The following is a 14,350-nucleotide window of genomic DNA, read 5'->3' on the forward strand; positions in this document are numbered from 1 at the left end:
CCGCGACCCTCGCCGGAAGCCGTCGCAGTACGCTGACCGGCATGCTTGTCGCCGCCGCCGTCTGTCCCTGCCCACCGCTGCTGGTTCCCGAGGTGGCCACGGGAGCCGCACCCGAGCTCGACGCCGCGCGGAGCGCGTGCGTCGACGCCCTGGGTGTGCTCGCCGCCGCCCGGCCCGATCTGCTGATCGTGGCAGGGCCCGCCGGAACGGACGGCCCCGGTGTCTTCCCCGCGGGCTCGGAGGGCTCCTTCGCCGGATACGGCGTCGGCCTCACCGTACGGCTCGGGGAGGCCGACGCCGCGTCCCCGGCACCGGAGCGCCGGCTCCCGGCGTCCCTCGCCGTCGGCGCCTGGCTGCTGGCCCGCACCCGGTGGGCGGGCGCCCCGGTCGAGGGGCTCGGGGTGGGGGAGACGCTGGCCGCCGACCGCTGTGCGCGGGCCGGACAGGAACTCGCGGCCCGGGCGGACAGGGTCGCGCTGCTCGTGATGGGCGACGGCAGTGCGTGCCGCACGGTCAAGGCACCCGGCTATCTCGACGAGCGGGCGGTGGACTTCGACGCGGCGGTGACGCGCGCCCTGGGCGACGCCGACCTCACCGCGCTGAGCACGCTGGACGCGTCACTCGCGTACGAACTGAAGGCGGCGGGCCGGGCGCCCTGGCAGGTGCTCGCGGGCGCCGCCCAGGGGGCCGGGCTCGTCGGCCGGCTGCTGTACGAGGACGCTCCGTACGGTGTGGGTTACACCGTCGCCGCATGGTCGTGATCCGTCCGCCGGTGCGCACGAGGGCCCTCACCGACAGGGGACAGGCGTAGGGGCCGCGGAGCTGATCGCTCGCGGCCCCTGTCGGTACCCGGGTCAGGACGCGGGTGGTGCGGGCGGCGCACCGCCCTCGTTCTTGTGGCCCAGGCGGTCGACCGCGCCCTTGGCCTTCTGCGTGCCGGACACGATCTTGTCGCTGTACTTGCCCTTGGTCTTTCGGTCGACCGTACGAGCGGCCTTGTCGATCTTGTCCCCGTGCTGGTGCGCGAAGTCGCCCACCTTGTCCTTGGCCGGGGCCAGCTTGGCCTTCAGGTTGTCCAGGAAACCCATGGGTCACCTTCCGTGCTGAGGGACTGTGGTCACATTTTACCCGTGCGGGGGCAAATGTACGTGACTCGCCGTGTCCGGCCGCGCGACGGGGCAACGACCGCGGCCCCGGAACGTCACTTCGCTCGTTCGGGAAGCGTCCCGAAGTTTGAGACACTGTCTCAGTGAGAAGATCAGCTCCCACCCCCCGCGTCATCACCGTCGTCGGCCCCACCGCCGCCGGAAAGTCCGATCTGGGCGTGTACCTGGCCCAGCAGCTCGGGGGTGAGGTGGTCAACGCCGACTCCATGCAGCTCTACCGCGGGATGGACATCGGCACGGCGAAGCTCACACGTCCCGAGCGCGGTGAGATCCCGCACCATCTGCTGGACATCTGGGATGTCACCGAGGCCGCCAGCGTCGCCGAGTACCAGCGTCTCGCCCGTGCGGAGATCGACCGGCTGCTGGCCGAGGGGCGCACTCCCGTCCTGGTGGGCGGCTCGGGCCTCTACGTGAAGGGCGCGATCGACGCCCTGGAGTTCCCCGGCACGGATCCCGCGGTGCGCGCCCGGCTCGAACAGGAACTGACGGACAAGGGCTCCGGGGCCCTTCACCTCCGGCTCGCCGCCGCGGACCCGGAGGCCGCCCGCGCCATCCTGGCCAGCAACGGACGGCGCATCGTCCGGGCCCTGGAAGTCATCGAGATCACGGGCAAACCCTTCACCGCCAACCTCCCGGGCGACGAAGCCGTGTACGACGCCGTCCAGATCGGTGTCGACGTCGAACGCCCGGAACTCGACGAGCGCATCCGCGCCCGGGTGGACCGGATGTGGGAAGCCGGGCTGGTGGACGAGGTGCGTGCCCTGGAGGCACTGGGGCTGCGCGACGGCCGTACGGCCTCCCGGGCGCTCGGCTACCAGCAGGTCCTGGCCGCGCTCGCGGGGGAGTGCACCGAGGACGAGGCGCGCGCCGAGACCGTACGCGCCACCAAACGCTTCGCGCGCCGTCAGGACTCGTGGTTCCGCCGCGACCCGCGCGTCCGGTGGCTGAGCGGCGCGGCGGAACAGCGCGGGGAACTCCCGCACCGGGCGCTGGCGTTGGTCGAACGAGCGGTTACATCCTGATCACGTGATGGCATCGGGACGCTCCGCCCGTCATTTCGGTGCCCCGGAGCGTGCCATCATCGAGCATCGATCGACCAGTGGAGTCCGAGTATGGGAGGGCGCGTGGCGATGGAGGCCGGCCCTCGCGACACAGACCAGGACGCACCGGATACGCAGCACGAGGCAGGACGTCTGAGCCCCGACGGGCCCGACGAGCTCGATGTGACCCCCGAGGTCGAGGTCGAGCTGCGCCCCGCCCGCCGCATGCGGATCTGGCAGCTCGCACCGATCGTCATGCTGGCCGCGCTCGGCTCCCTGATGTTCGCCTTCCCGCTCGCCTTCGAGTTCGGTGACGGCGGTGCCGTCGTGGCGATGCTCGGACTGCTCATCAGCTGCTGCGCCGCGGGCTGGGGCATGATGGCGGCGCGTCGCGTGGGCCACACCTGGCCCGGCACGGCCGCCAAGGAATCGGGCGGACGGCCCGACTGGCGCGTGATCGTGCTGTACGTCGCCGTGTGCGCCGGACTGGTCGCACTCGCCGTCTGGCGCGTCGCCCGCCTCCGCTCCTGAGCCGGGGAGCCCGCCGGTCCCGGTGGGCGGACCGGTTCCGCGGGCTGTCGGTCCTGCCTCGTACAGTTGGACCGTGAGCACTTCGCAGATCCCCTTCCTCAAGGGCCACGGCACCGAGAACGACTTCGTGATCGTTCCCGACCCGGACAACGCCGTCGACCTGCCGGCCTCCCTCGTCGCGCGGCTGTGCGACCGCCGGGCGGGCATCGGCGGCGACGGTCTGCTGCACGTCGTACGGTCCGCCGCGCACCCCGAGGCTTCGGACATGGCCGGACAGGCCGAGTGGTTCATGGACTACCGCAACGCGGACGGTTCGATCGCCGAGATGTGCGGCAACGGCGTGCGCGTCTTCGCCCACCACCTCCAGCGCGCCGGACTCGTCGAGGAGGGCGACCTGGCCGTCGCCACCCGGGGCGGGGTCAAGCGGGTGCACATCGCCAAGGACGGCGCCATCACGGTCTCCATGGGACGCGCCGCGCTCCCCGCCGGCGGTGTCACCGTCACGGTCGACGGCCGCAGCTGGGACGCCCGGAACGTGAACATGGGCAATCCGCACGCCGTCGCGTTCGTCGAGGACCTGGCCCACGCCGGGGACCTGCGCTCCGCACCGGTGTTCGGCCCGGAATCCGTCTACCCGGACGGCGTCAACATCGAGTTCGTCGTGGACCGCGGACCGCGCCATGTGGCCATGCGTGTCCACGAGCGCGGCTCCGGCGAGACCCGCTCCTGCGGTACGGGCGCCTGTGCCGTGGCCGTCGCCGCCGCCCGCAGGGACGGCGTCGACCCCGCGGAGGCCGGCTCCCCGGCCACGTACACGGTGGACCTCCCCGGCGGCACGCTGGTGATCACCGAGTACCCGGACGGCGGGGTCGACATGACAGGGCCGGCCGTGATCGTCGCCGAGGGCCTGATCGATCCCGGACTGCTCGAACCGACGCGCCAGGGTTTCGCTTCGGCGCGCTAGGGTTTCGCTCGAATGGGTGATCCGTTTCACGCTGGGCGAGAGCTGGACTGCGCCACGTGGTGGGGTCGGTAGCATCAAGCACCGGCCCCGAGGCGCATCCGCGTCTCCCACCGCCGGTCGACGTTGCCGGAGGTGCCCCATGAGCGCAGAGGCCACCAATCCAGGTGTTCCCCTTCGCAAGCGCAGTCGTCCCAGGATCGATCTGCGCAGACTCGGTCGTGTGGCCCTGCTCGGGCCGGTCTCCCGTGACCGGCTGCCCGATGCCATCGGGCATGTCGCGGAGGCCCACCGCGCGCACCATCCGGACGCCGATCTCACCATCCTGCGCCGGGCCTATCTCCTCGCGGAGTCCTCCCACCGCGGTCAGATGCGCAAGAGCGGCGAGCCGTACATCACGCATCCGCTGGCGGTGACGCTGATCCTCGCCGAACTCGGCGCGGAGACCACGACCCTGACGGCCTCACTCCTCCACGACACCGTGGAGGACACCGATGTGACGCTCACTCAGGTACGCGAGGAATTCGGCGACGAGGTCTGCTACCTGGTCGACGGGGTCACCAAGCTGGAGAAGGTCGACTACGGCGCGGCCGCCGAACCCGAGACCTTCCGCAAGATGCTCGTCGCCACGGGCAACGACGTGCGGGTCATGTCGATCAAGCTCGCCGACCGGCTGCACAACATGCGCACCCTCGGTGTCATGCGCCCCGAGAAACAGGTCAGGATCGCCAAGGTCACCCGCGACGTGCTCATCCCGCTCGCCGAACGCCTCGGTGTCCAGGCGCTCAAGACCGAGCTGGAGGACCTCGTCTTCGCGATCCTCCACCCCGAGGAGTACGCGCACACCCGGTCCCTGATCGCCGCCTCGGAGGGCGGGCAGGACCCGCTCGCGGAGATCGCGGAGAGCGTCAGATCGACCCTGCGGGAAGCCGACGTCACGGCCGAAGTGCTCATCAGGCCACGCCACTTCGTCTCCGTGCACCGGGTCAGGATCAAACGCGGGGAACTGCGCGGAACCGACTTCGGACGGCTGCTGGTGCTGGTCGGCGAGGACGCCGACTGCTACGCGGTCCTGGGCGAACTGCACACCTGTTTCACCCCGGTGATCTCCGAGTTCAAGGACTTCATCGCGGCCCCGAAATTCAACCTCTACCAGTCGCTGCACACCGCCGTCGTCGGCCCGGAGGGCGCGGTCGCCGAAGTCCTCATCCGTACGCACCGGATGCACAAGGTCGCCGAGGCCGGCGTCGTCGCACTCGGCAACCCCTACACCGCGGACGGCGCCACCGCCCCGCACCAGGCCGAGCCCGCGGACGGTGAGCGCGCCGACCCGACCAGGCCCGGCTGGCTCTCCCGCCTCCTGGACTGGCAGGAGTCCGCCACCGACCCCGACACGTTCTGGACCACCCTGCGCGCCGACCTCGCCCAGGACCGCGAGATCACGGTCTTCCGCACCGACGGCGGGACGCTCGGGCTCCCCGCGGGCGCCAGCTGCGTCGACGCCGCGTACGCGCAGTACGGCGACGCAGCGCACGGCTCCATCGGGGCCCGGGTCAACGGCCGTCTGGCCACGCTCAGCACCGTACTGAACGACGGCGACACCGTGCAGCCGCTGCTCGCCCAGGACGCTTCCTCCGGGCCCTCACCCGAGTGGCTCGGCCATGTCCGTACGCCGACCGCGAGGATCGCCATCACCGGCTGGCTCGACGCCCACCCCGACGGCGCCCAGCCGCACGGCAGGCCCGTGGAGCCGAGGCCGCAGCACCAGCCCGCGGACGAGACGGCGAACGGCCGGGGCAGGGCGGACAGCCGGGCCGCGGGCGTCGTCGTGGACACGCCCGGTGTGCCGGTCCGTCTCGCCGGCTGCTGCACGCCCGTACCGCCCGACGACATCATCGGGTGCACCGTGCGCGGCGGGGCGGTCACCGTGCACCGGACGGAGTGTCCGGCGGCGGCCCGGGTGAAGACGATCGGCCGCGCGGCCGTCGGGGCCCGCTGGAACGACACGGGCGACTGGAGCGACCCCGCCGACTACCGGGTCACCCTCGTCGCCGAGTCCTTCGGCCGCCCCCGGCTGCTCGCCGACCTGACCGAGGCCATCGCCACCGCGGACGCCGCCATCGTCGCCGCCACCGTCGAACCGCCCAGCGAACAGCGCGTCCGGCACACCTACACGCTGCAGCTCCCGGACGCGGCGGGGCTGCCCGGACTGATGCGGGCGATGCGTGACGTACCCGGCGTGTACGACGTGAGCCGGGCCCAGCAGCCCGCCACCACGGTCTGACCCGCCGCCCTGCCGGTTCCCGGCGACCCGTTCGGGTGGTGCGGCGCGCGCCACCCCCGCACGGGGAGTTCCCGCTGGTAGCGGTAGTCCATGCCGCTCACCTCCCGTCGACTGCGCGCCGCCCTGCTGGCCACCGCCTCGGCCACCCTCGTCGCCGCGACCCTGCCCGCGCCCGAACCGCTGGGCATCGGCGACCGCCTGTTCCCGCTGCTCGGCAACCCCGGGTACGACGTCCTCTCGTACGACATCTCCCTCGACTACGGGGGCAGCAACACCGAGCCGCTCGACGCCGTCACCAGGATCGACGCGCGCACCACCGAACCCCTGGAACGGATCAACCTGGACTTCGCGCGGGGTACCGTCCGATCCGTCGAAGTCAACGGCCTGCGCTCGGAGTTCGCCACCGAGAAGGAGGACCTCGTCGTGCGGGCGCCCGCACGCCTCCCGGCCGGCGTGCCCGTACGCATCACCGTCCGGCACACCAGCGACCCCTCCGGCGACCAGGCCAACGGCGGATGGGTCCGGACCGCCGACGGCCTCGCCATGGCCAACCAGGCCGACGCCGCGCACCGGGTCTTCCCCGGCAACGACCACCCCGCCGACAAGGCCCTCTTCACCTTCCGGGTCACCGCACCGCAGGAACTCACGGTCGTCGCCGGCGGCCTGCCCGCAGGGAAGCACCGGCGGGGCGCCACGACCACCTGGACCTACCGCACCGAACACCCGATGGCCACCGAGCTGGCCCAGGTCTCCATCGGCCGCTCCGCCGTCCGGCACCGGACCGCGGCGCACGGGCTGCCGCTGCGCGACGTGGTGCCCGCGGCCGACCGGAAGAAGCTGGAACCCTGGCTGCGCAAGACCCCCGGGCAGCTGGCGTGGATGGAGGAACAGGTCGGGCCCTACCCGTTCGAGACGTACGGACTACTGGTCGCGGACACGGAGACCGGCTTCGAGCTGGAGACCCAGACGCTCTCGCTCTTCGAGCGTTCTCTGTTCACCGAGCCCGGATACCCCGAGTGGTACATCGACTCGATCATGGTCCACGAGCTCGCCCACCAGTGGTTCGGCAACAGCGTCTCGCCCGCGGCCTGGTCCGACCTGTGGCTCAACGAAGGACACGCCACCTGGTACGAGGCCCGCTACGCCGAGGAGCACGCGAAGAAGCCCATGGAGCGGCGGATGCGCGAGGCGTACGCCCGGTCCGACGCCTGGCGCGCGGCCGGCGGACCGCCCGCGCACCCCGACGTCCCGTCCCCGGACCACAAGATCAGCCTGTTCCGGCCCGTGGTGTACGACGGCAGCGCGCTCGTCCTGTACGCGCTCCGCGAGGAGATCGGCGAAGCCGCATTCGACCGCCTGGAGCGGACCTGGGTGCGCAGGCACAGGGACGAGTCGGCGACCACCGCGGACTTCACCGGGCTGGCGTCGAGGATCGCGGGCCGGGACCTGACCACGTTCTTCGACGGCTGGCTGTACGGGGAGAAGACGCCGCCCATGCCCGGGCACCCGGACTGGCGCAGCGCCGAGCCCGGGGGCGCGGCCGGCCCGCAGGGCTCGGCGACCGCCCGGAAGCCCGAATGACGGGCCCGGCGGGCGGCTGCCGGCGCGGGCCGCGGGCCGGGTAAACCCGCGTGACGAGCCCGGCGAGGACATGCCACTATCAACGCGTCGGCACGACGGCCGGCCGGTGGATCCCACCTCAGGGAATCATCCGGCGGGGTCACACGTTGTGACTGACGTATCGGACTTCTATCGACGTAAGGATCCAATGACCTCCTCTTCTTCCCTTCCCCAGGACGCGCAGGACGCGCAGAGTGCCACGGAACCCACCTCCGAGAGCCTCACCGAGAGCCTTCGGGCCGACGCCCTGATGGAAGAGGACGTCGCCTGGAGCCACGAGATCGACGGGGAGCGGGACGGCGAACAGCTCGACCGTTCCGAGCGTGCGGCGCTGCGCCGCGTGGCCGGTCTCTCCACGGAGCTCGAGGACGTCACCGAGGTCGAGTACCGACAGCTGCGCCTGGAGCGCGTGGTGCTGGTCGGTGTCTGGACATCGGGGACGGTGCACGACGCGGAGATCTCGCTCGCCGAGCTGGCGGCGCTGGCCGAGACGGCGGGCGCCCAGGTGCTCGACGCCGTGTTCCAGCGGCGCGACAAGCCCGACCCGGCCACGTACATCGGCTCGGGCAAGGCCCTGGAGCTGCGCGACATCGTTCTCGAGTCCGGCGCCGACACCGTCGTCTGCGACGGTGAGCTCAGCCCCGGCCAGCTGATCCACCTGGAAGACGTCGTCAAGGTCAAGGTGGTCGACCGGACCGCCCTGATCCTCGACATCTTCGCCCAGCACGCCAAGTCCCGTGAGGGCAAGGCGCAGGTCTCGCTGGCACAGATGCAGTACATGCTGCCCCGCCTGCGCGGCTGGGGTCAGTCGCTCTCCCGGCAGATGGGTGGCGGCGGATCCAGCGGCGGCGGCGGGATGGCGACCCGTGGTCCCGGTGAGACCAAGATCGAGACGGACCGGCGACGGATCCGCGAGAAGATGGCGAAGATGCGCCGGGAGATCGCGGAGATGAAGACGGGCCGCGAGATCAAGCGGCAGGAGCGCAGGCGCAACAAGGTGCCTTCGGTCGCCATCGCCGGATACACCAACGCGGGCAAGTCCTCGCTGCTCAACCGGCTCACCGGTGCGGGCGTCCTGGTGGAGAACTCCCTGTTCGCCACCCTGGACCCGACCGTGCGCCGGGCCGAGACACCGAGCGGCCGGATCTACACCCTGGCCGACACCGTCGGGTTCGTGCGCCACCTTCCGCACCACCTCGTCGAGGCGTTCCGCTCCACCATGGAGGAGGTCGGCGAGTCCGATCTCATCCTGCACGTGGTGGACGGCTCCCACCCGGTGCCCGAGGAACAGCTCGCCGCCGTGCGTGAGGTGATCCGGGAGGTCGGGGCGGTCGACGTCCCCGAGGTCGTCGTGATCAACAAGGCGGACGCGGCGGACCCGCTCGTCCTCCAGCGGCTGCTGCGCACCGAGAAGCACGCGATCGCCGTGTCGGCGCGGACCGGCGCGGGCATCGACGAGCTGCTGGCGCTCATCGACTCCGAGCTGCCGAGGCCGTCCGTCGAGATCGAGGCACTCGTGCCCTACATCCAGGGCGGACTCGTCTCCCGGGTGCACGCCGAGGGCGAGGTGATCTCCGAGGAGCACACGGCGGAGGGCACCCTGCTCAAGGCACTGGTGCACGAGGAGCTCGGAGCGGAGCTCGCGACCTTCGTGCCCGTGGCTCCCTGACGTACCGCCGCGCACAGCCGGATGGCCCGGCCCCCTCGCCGAGGGGGCCGGGCCATCCGGCTGTGCGTCCTGCGGGCCGTCCGGTCCGTCGGCCCCGGCCGGCGACCGCCGCACCGAGGACCGCGGACAACGGGCCTACTGTCCCGCGTACTTCTTACTGACCGAGTCGTAGATGCCCTTGGCCTCCGTGCCGAGGCGGGGGCCGGCCAGCCAGCCGGCCGTCACCGGGCCGATCGAGGTGTTCGAGACCAGGGCCGGCTTACCGTCCTGGCCCTTGGCCACCCAGCCACCGCCGGAGGAACCACCGGTCATCGTGCACCCGATGCGGTACATCGTCGGCTGCTCCTCGAAGACCGAGAGCCGACCGGGCCTGTCCGTGCACTGGAGCGCCTTCTGGCCGTCGAACGGCGGAGCCGCCGGGTAACCGGTCGCCGTCATGCTGTCCATCTCCGGGACGGCCGGGGCGTTGAAGTCGACGGGGAGCGCCGAACCGACGGTCTCCTCCAGGGACTTGCCCGTCGAGCCCTTCTCCGGGGTGACCTGCAGGACCGCGAAGTCGTACGGGGCGCCCTGGCCGCCGGACGCCGCGCCCTGGGCGATCCACTGCTCGGACGTCTGCGCCCACTGGCCCCACCACACACCGTACGGAGCGACCTCCTCCTTGGGTGCGTTCTGCAGCTCGGCCACCGAGAGACCGGTGTTGTTGTACGACGGGACGAAGGCGATGTTGCGGTACCAGCCGCCCTTCTTGCCCGCGTGCACGCAGTGCCCCGCCGTCCACACCATGTTGGACTTCCCGGGGTTGGCCGGGTCCTTCACCACGGTCGCGGAACAGACCATCGATCCCTCGGGACCGTCGAAGAACAGCTTGCCGGACTCCGGGGCGTTGTCGTGGTACGGCGTCTGCAGGCCGGCGGCCTGGACCGGGGCGGGGGTCGGGTCGGTCACCCCGTCGTCGCCCGAGATGTCGCTGTCGACCGGGTTCTCCGGGGCCTTGTCGGCATCCCGCATCCGGTCCGGGTCCCAGAGGTCCTCGATGATCGGGTTGACGTAGTCCTTGGCCTCACGCAGCCACTTGTCCTTGTCCCAGTTCTTCCACTCGCCGTCCCTCCACTTGTCGAGGTCGATCCCGTGCTCCTTGAGCCGGTCCTTCAGATCGTCCGGGATCGTGACCTTGCCGTCGGAAGCCTGGCTCGCGGCGTCGCTCGGCGTCTTCGCCCCGTCCTCCTCCGGCCCGCAGGCGGTGGCGGTGAACGTCAGGACCGCGGCGAGGGCCGCCGCGGCGAACACGGGGGAGGTGCGGCGGGCGCTCCTCCCGCGGCGTGCGGTGTCGATCGGGCGCATGGGTCGCATCTGGTGATCCCCCTGGGACTTCGTCACTGACTTCGGTACTGCACTGCGGACTGCCCGGTGCGTGCGGCGCCGTCCCGTGGAACCGCGGCCCACCCGAGGACGTCGGGGCGGCGGCCCCGTGCCGAGTGCGGCCCCCACTATGCCGGTGCCGATGGGGACGGTCTGCGGCAGGGCCACGGTTCCGTCTCCGCAAGGATCTTCCGATTTACCCGTGATCCCTGGCGTCCCGCGTCGTTGGTACGTACGGGGGCACCGGGACAGCGTTCACCCGCGCGGTCCGTACCTGGGGCAACGTACCGACGTGCAACGCAACTGTTACAGCAGGAGGACCCACAGCCGTGGCCGTGACCGAACCAGCTCCGGTGGCACTTCCCCCTGCGCACGAGGGGATTCTGCGACGTCAGGCACTGCGTGAATCGGCGGCCCGCACATACGCGCGCTCCCTGCCGATCGTGCCGGTGCGGGCCAGGGGCATGACGATCGAGGGTGCCGACGGGCGCCGCTACCTCGACTGTCTGTCCGGGGCCGGCACCCTGGCGCTCGGCCACAACCACCCCGTGGTGCTCGAAGCCATCAGGAACGTCATCGACTCCGGCGCACCCCTGCACGTCCTCGACCTCGCCACACCTGTCAAGGACGCCTTCACGACCGAGCTGTTCGCCACCCTGCCCAGGGAACTCGCCGACAACGGGCGGATCCAGTTCTGCGGACCGGCCGGGACGGACGCCGTCGAAGCGGCGTTCAAGCTGGTGCGCGCCGCGACCGGACGCAGCGAACTCCTCGCCTTCACCGGCGCGTACCACGGGATGACCGCCGGGGCGCTGGCCGCGTCCGGCGGCGCCCCGGACGTACGTGTGACCCGGCTGCCCTTCCCGCAGAACTACCGCTGCCCGTTCGGGACCGGCGGCGAGCGGGGCGAGGACATCGGCGCGCGCTGGACCGAGTACCTGCTGGACGACCCCAAGGGCGGGGTGCCCTCCCCGGCGGGCATGATCCTGGAGCCCGTCCAGGGCGAGGGCGGAGTGAATCCCGCCCCGGACGGCTGGCTGCGCCGGATGCGGGAGATCACCCGGACCCGCTCCATCCCGCTGATCGCGGACGAGGTGCAGACCGGCGTCGGCCGGACCGGGAAGTTCTGGGCCGTCGGGCACAGCGGAGTCGTCCCCGACGTGATGGTCCTGTCCAAGGCCATCGGCGGTTCGCTGCCGCTCGCCGTGATCGTCTACCGCTCCGAACTCGACACCTGGCAGCCGGGCGCCCACGCCGGCACCTTCCGGGGCAACCAGCTCGCCATGGCGGCCGGTGCGGCCACCCTCGCGTACGTACGGGAGAACCGGCTCGCCGAGCGTGCCGCGACGCTCGGCGCGCGGATGCTCGCCCGTCTGCAGGCCCTGAGCGCGGACCACCCGAGCATGGGTGACGTCCGGGGCCGCGGCCTGATGATCGGCATCGAGCTCGTCGACCCCGAGGCCGCTCCGGCCACCGTCACCGAGGAGAGCGGCAGCGCCCCGCCGCCCGACCCCGCACTCGCCGTCGCGGTCCAGCAGGAATGCCTGCGCCGCGGCCTCATCGTCGAACTCGGCGGACGCCACGGTGCCGTGGTCCGACTGCTCCCCCCGCTCACCCTCACCGACGAACAGGCAACGGCGGTCGTCGACCGCCTCGCCGACGCGCTGCGAGCCGCAGAGCGCTCCCCGCACCGTCGGGCCGCTGCCGGGCCGACCCGCTGATCCCGGACCCCTCACAAGGAAGACCGCCGTGAACCCCACCCCTGCACCCGAGGCCGACGGCCCTCCCACCAGCCAGCAGCGAGGACAGGAGCTGCCGGACAGCCTCCTGACCGTCGAGTCGACGACCGTGCCGCGCCAGAAGGCGGGCCCTCACGGCACCCTGCGCGACACCGCGGGCACCTCCGCCCCCACGGGAACGCTCCAGGCCGCCGGGCCCGAGGACCCGCACCCCCTCGGCCATACGGATCCGCTCGACCACCCCGACCCCGTCCGTGCCGCGGACACGGCGGGCACCGAGAACCTGCTGCGCTGCTGGGTACGGGAGAACGACCTGCCCCGGCCGCAGGGCGGCTCGCTGCGCATCCCGCTGCCCGCCAGCGGCACTGCCCTCCTCGTCCCCGTCGGCCACTGGTCCGCGACGGGATGGCACCGCTTCGGCGCCCCCGCCCTGGAGAACGCACCGGCCGGCGCACCGCACGCCGACGCCGTCACCGTGGCCTCCCTCATCGGACGCGAGAGCGACCGGAACGCCGGCACGGACCTCGTGGCCCGGGTCGCCGACTCGGTACGCCACACCGCCGCGTTCATCGCGGAGCGCAGGCGCACACCCGACGCGTCCCCCGAGGCCGACCTGTTCCTCACGGCCGAACAGTCACTCGTCCTCGGCCACCCGCTGCACCCCACCCCCAAGAGCCGCGAAGGTCTCTCCGAGTCCGAGACGCTCCTCTACTCACCCGAACTGCGCGGCTCCTTCCCGCTCCACTGGATGGCCGTCGACCGGTCCGTGCTGGCCACCGAGTCGTCCTGGACACGGGCGGGCCGCCCGGTCCCGGCGGAGGAGCTCCTGGCGCCCCATGCCGACGGGCTGCGCCTGCCCGACGGGGCCGCGGCCCTCCCGCTCCACCCCTGGCAGGCAGCCGAGCTCATGCGCCGCCCGGCGGTCGCCGAGCTCTTCGACAAGGGCCTCCTGCACGACCTCGGTCCGTACGGGGAACGCTGGCACCCCACCTCCTCCGTCCGCACCGTCCACCGGCCCGGCGCGGAGGTCATGCTGAAGCTCTCCCTGGGCGTACGCATCACCAACTCCCGCCGGGAGAACCTGCGTAAGGAACTCCACCGCGGTGCCGAGGTCCACCGGCTGCTCAGCACCGGACTGGCCGACCGGTGGAGGAAGACGCACCCGGGCTTCGACATCGTCCGGGACCCCGCCTGGCTCGCCGTCGACGCCCCGGACGGCAGCCCCGTCCCCGGCCTCGACGTCATGCTCCGGCACAATCCGTTCGGCCCGGCGGACGACGCCGTGTGCATCGCCGGACTCACGGCCCCGCGCCCCTGGCCCGGACGTGCCGGTACGCACTCCCGGCTCGCGCAGACCGTCTCGGACCTCGCCGCCCGCACGGGCCGGACGACCGGAGCCGTCTGCGCCGAGTGGTTCCTGCGCTACCTCGACCGGGTGGTCCTGCCCGTCCTGTGGCTCGACGCCCACGCGGGCGTCGCCCTGGAGGCCCACCAGCAGAACACCCTCGTGCTCCTCGACCGGGACGGCTGGCCCGTCGGCGGCCGGTACCGCGACAACCAGGGCTACTACTTCCGCGAGTCCCACCGCGCCGCCCTGGAGCGCAGGCTCCCCGGCATCGGCGCCGTCAGCGACACCTTCGTCTCCGACGCGGTCACCGACGAACGGCTCGCCTACTACCTCGGCATCAACAACGTCTTCGGTCTCATCGGCGCCTTCGGCGCCCAGCGACTGGCCGACGAACGGCTGCTCCTCGCCGCGTTCCGGCGGTTCCTCGAAGGGAATGTCACGCTGGGCTCCCCGCTGCCGGCGTACCTGCTCGGAACCACTCAACTGCGCTGCAAGGCAAACCTGCTGACCCGGCTGCACGGCCTGGACGAGCTCGTCGGACCGGTGGACACCCAGTCCGTCTACGTCACCATCGCCAACCCCCTCCACACCTGAGAGACACGACTGCCCGCACCCACGAGAGGAGAGCGT

Annotated in this window: 11 protein-coding genes; 9 read left to right on the plus strand and 2 right to left on the minus strand. The window is 72.0% G+C overall.

From position 1 onward, the window contains the following. Nucleotides 1-41: 41 nt before the first annotated feature. Nucleotides 42-761, plus strand: coding sequence for a class III extradiol dioxygenase subunit B-like domain-containing protein (locus OG524_RS27235; RefSeq protein ID WP_405811820.1), 720 nt, complete (start codon nucleotides 42-44; stop codon nucleotides 759-761). Nucleotides 762-854: 93 nt separating this feature from the next. On the opposite strand, the gene OG524_RS27240 is transcribed toward OG524_RS27235, so the two are convergent. After that, on the minus strand, nucleotides 855-1,088 hold the full coding sequence (locus tag OG524_RS27240; RefSeq protein ID WP_405811821.1) for an antitoxin: 234 nt from the start codon (nucleotides 1,086-1,088) through the stop codon (nucleotides 855-857). A 161-nt stretch (nucleotides 1,089-1,249) separates the two neighbouring features. Here OG524_RS27240 and miaA point away from each other — a divergent pair, with 161 nt between their 5' ends. The 6 genes from miaA (at nucleotide 1,250) to hflX (ending at nucleotide 9,271) form a co-directional block, all read left to right on the plus strand. Then, complete coding sequence (miaA, locus tag OG524_RS27245) at nucleotides 1,250-2,188, plus strand: tRNA (adenosine(37)-N6)-dimethylallyltransferase MiaA (RefSeq protein ID WP_405388232.1); 939 nt, start codon at nucleotides 1,250-1,252, stop codon at nucleotides 2,186-2,188. 108 nt (nucleotides 2,189-2,296) lie between these two features. Further along, entirely contained in the window at nucleotides 2,297-2,737 is a 441-nt protein-coding gene (locus OG524_RS27250) for a hypothetical protein (protein WP_405393078.1), read from the plus strand. A 73-nt stretch (nucleotides 2,738-2,810) separates the two neighbouring features. Beyond that, a complete protein-coding gene (gene dapF, locus OG524_RS27255; protein WP_405811822.1) occupies nucleotides 2,811-3,701 on the plus strand; it encodes a diaminopimelate epimerase in 891 nt (296 codons plus the stop codon). 139 nt (nucleotides 3,702-3,840) lie between these two features. Then, the gene (locus OG524_RS27260; protein WP_405811823.1) at nucleotides 3,841-5,982 is read left to right on the plus strand and encodes a RelA/SpoT family protein; all 2,142 of its coding nucleotides are present in this window, start codon (nucleotides 3,841-3,843) and stop codon (nucleotides 5,980-5,982) included. A gap of 90 nt (nucleotides 5,983-6,072) precedes the next feature. After that, the gene (locus OG524_RS27265) at nucleotides 6,073-7,563 is read left to right on the plus strand and encodes a M1 family metallopeptidase (RefSeq protein ID WP_405388229.1); all 1,491 of its coding nucleotides are present in this window, start codon (nucleotides 6,073-6,075) and stop codon (nucleotides 7,561-7,563) included. 187 nt (nucleotides 7,564-7,750) lie between these two features. Next, on the plus strand, nucleotides 7,751-9,271 hold the full coding sequence (gene hflX, locus OG524_RS27270) for a GTPase HflX (protein ID WP_405388228.1): 1,521 nt from the start codon (nucleotides 7,751-7,753) through the stop codon (nucleotides 9,269-9,271). Nucleotides 9,272-9,406: 135 nt separating this feature from the next. Here hflX and OG524_RS27275 read toward each other — a convergent pair whose 3' ends face one another. Then, nucleotides 9,407-10,624 carry a trypsin-like serine peptidase gene (locus OG524_RS27275; protein WP_405811824.1) on the minus strand — a complete coding sequence of 406 codons (1,218 nt, stop codon included), beginning with the start codon at nucleotides 10,622-10,624 and terminating at the stop codon, nucleotides 9,407-9,409. A 338-nt stretch (nucleotides 10,625-10,962) separates the two neighbouring features. Between OG524_RS27275 and OG524_RS27280 the strand changes: the two genes are divergently transcribed. Then, nucleotides 10,963-12,354: a diaminobutyrate--2-oxoglutarate transaminase family protein gene (locus tag OG524_RS27280; protein WP_405811825.1), complete on the plus strand. Its 1,392-nt coding sequence runs from the start codon at nucleotides 10,963-10,965 to the stop codon at nucleotides 12,352-12,354. 28 nt (nucleotides 12,355-12,382) lie between these two features. Beyond that, entirely contained in the window at nucleotides 12,383-14,314 is a 1,932-nt protein-coding gene (locus OG524_RS27285; protein WP_405388225.1) for an IucA/IucC family protein, read from the plus strand. Nucleotides 14,315-14,350 lie beyond the last annotated feature (36 nt).

Source organism: Streptomyces sp. NBC_01520, assembly GCF_045040375.1.
GTDB lineage: Bacteria > Actinomycetota > Actinomycetes > Streptomycetales > Streptomycetaceae > Streptomyces.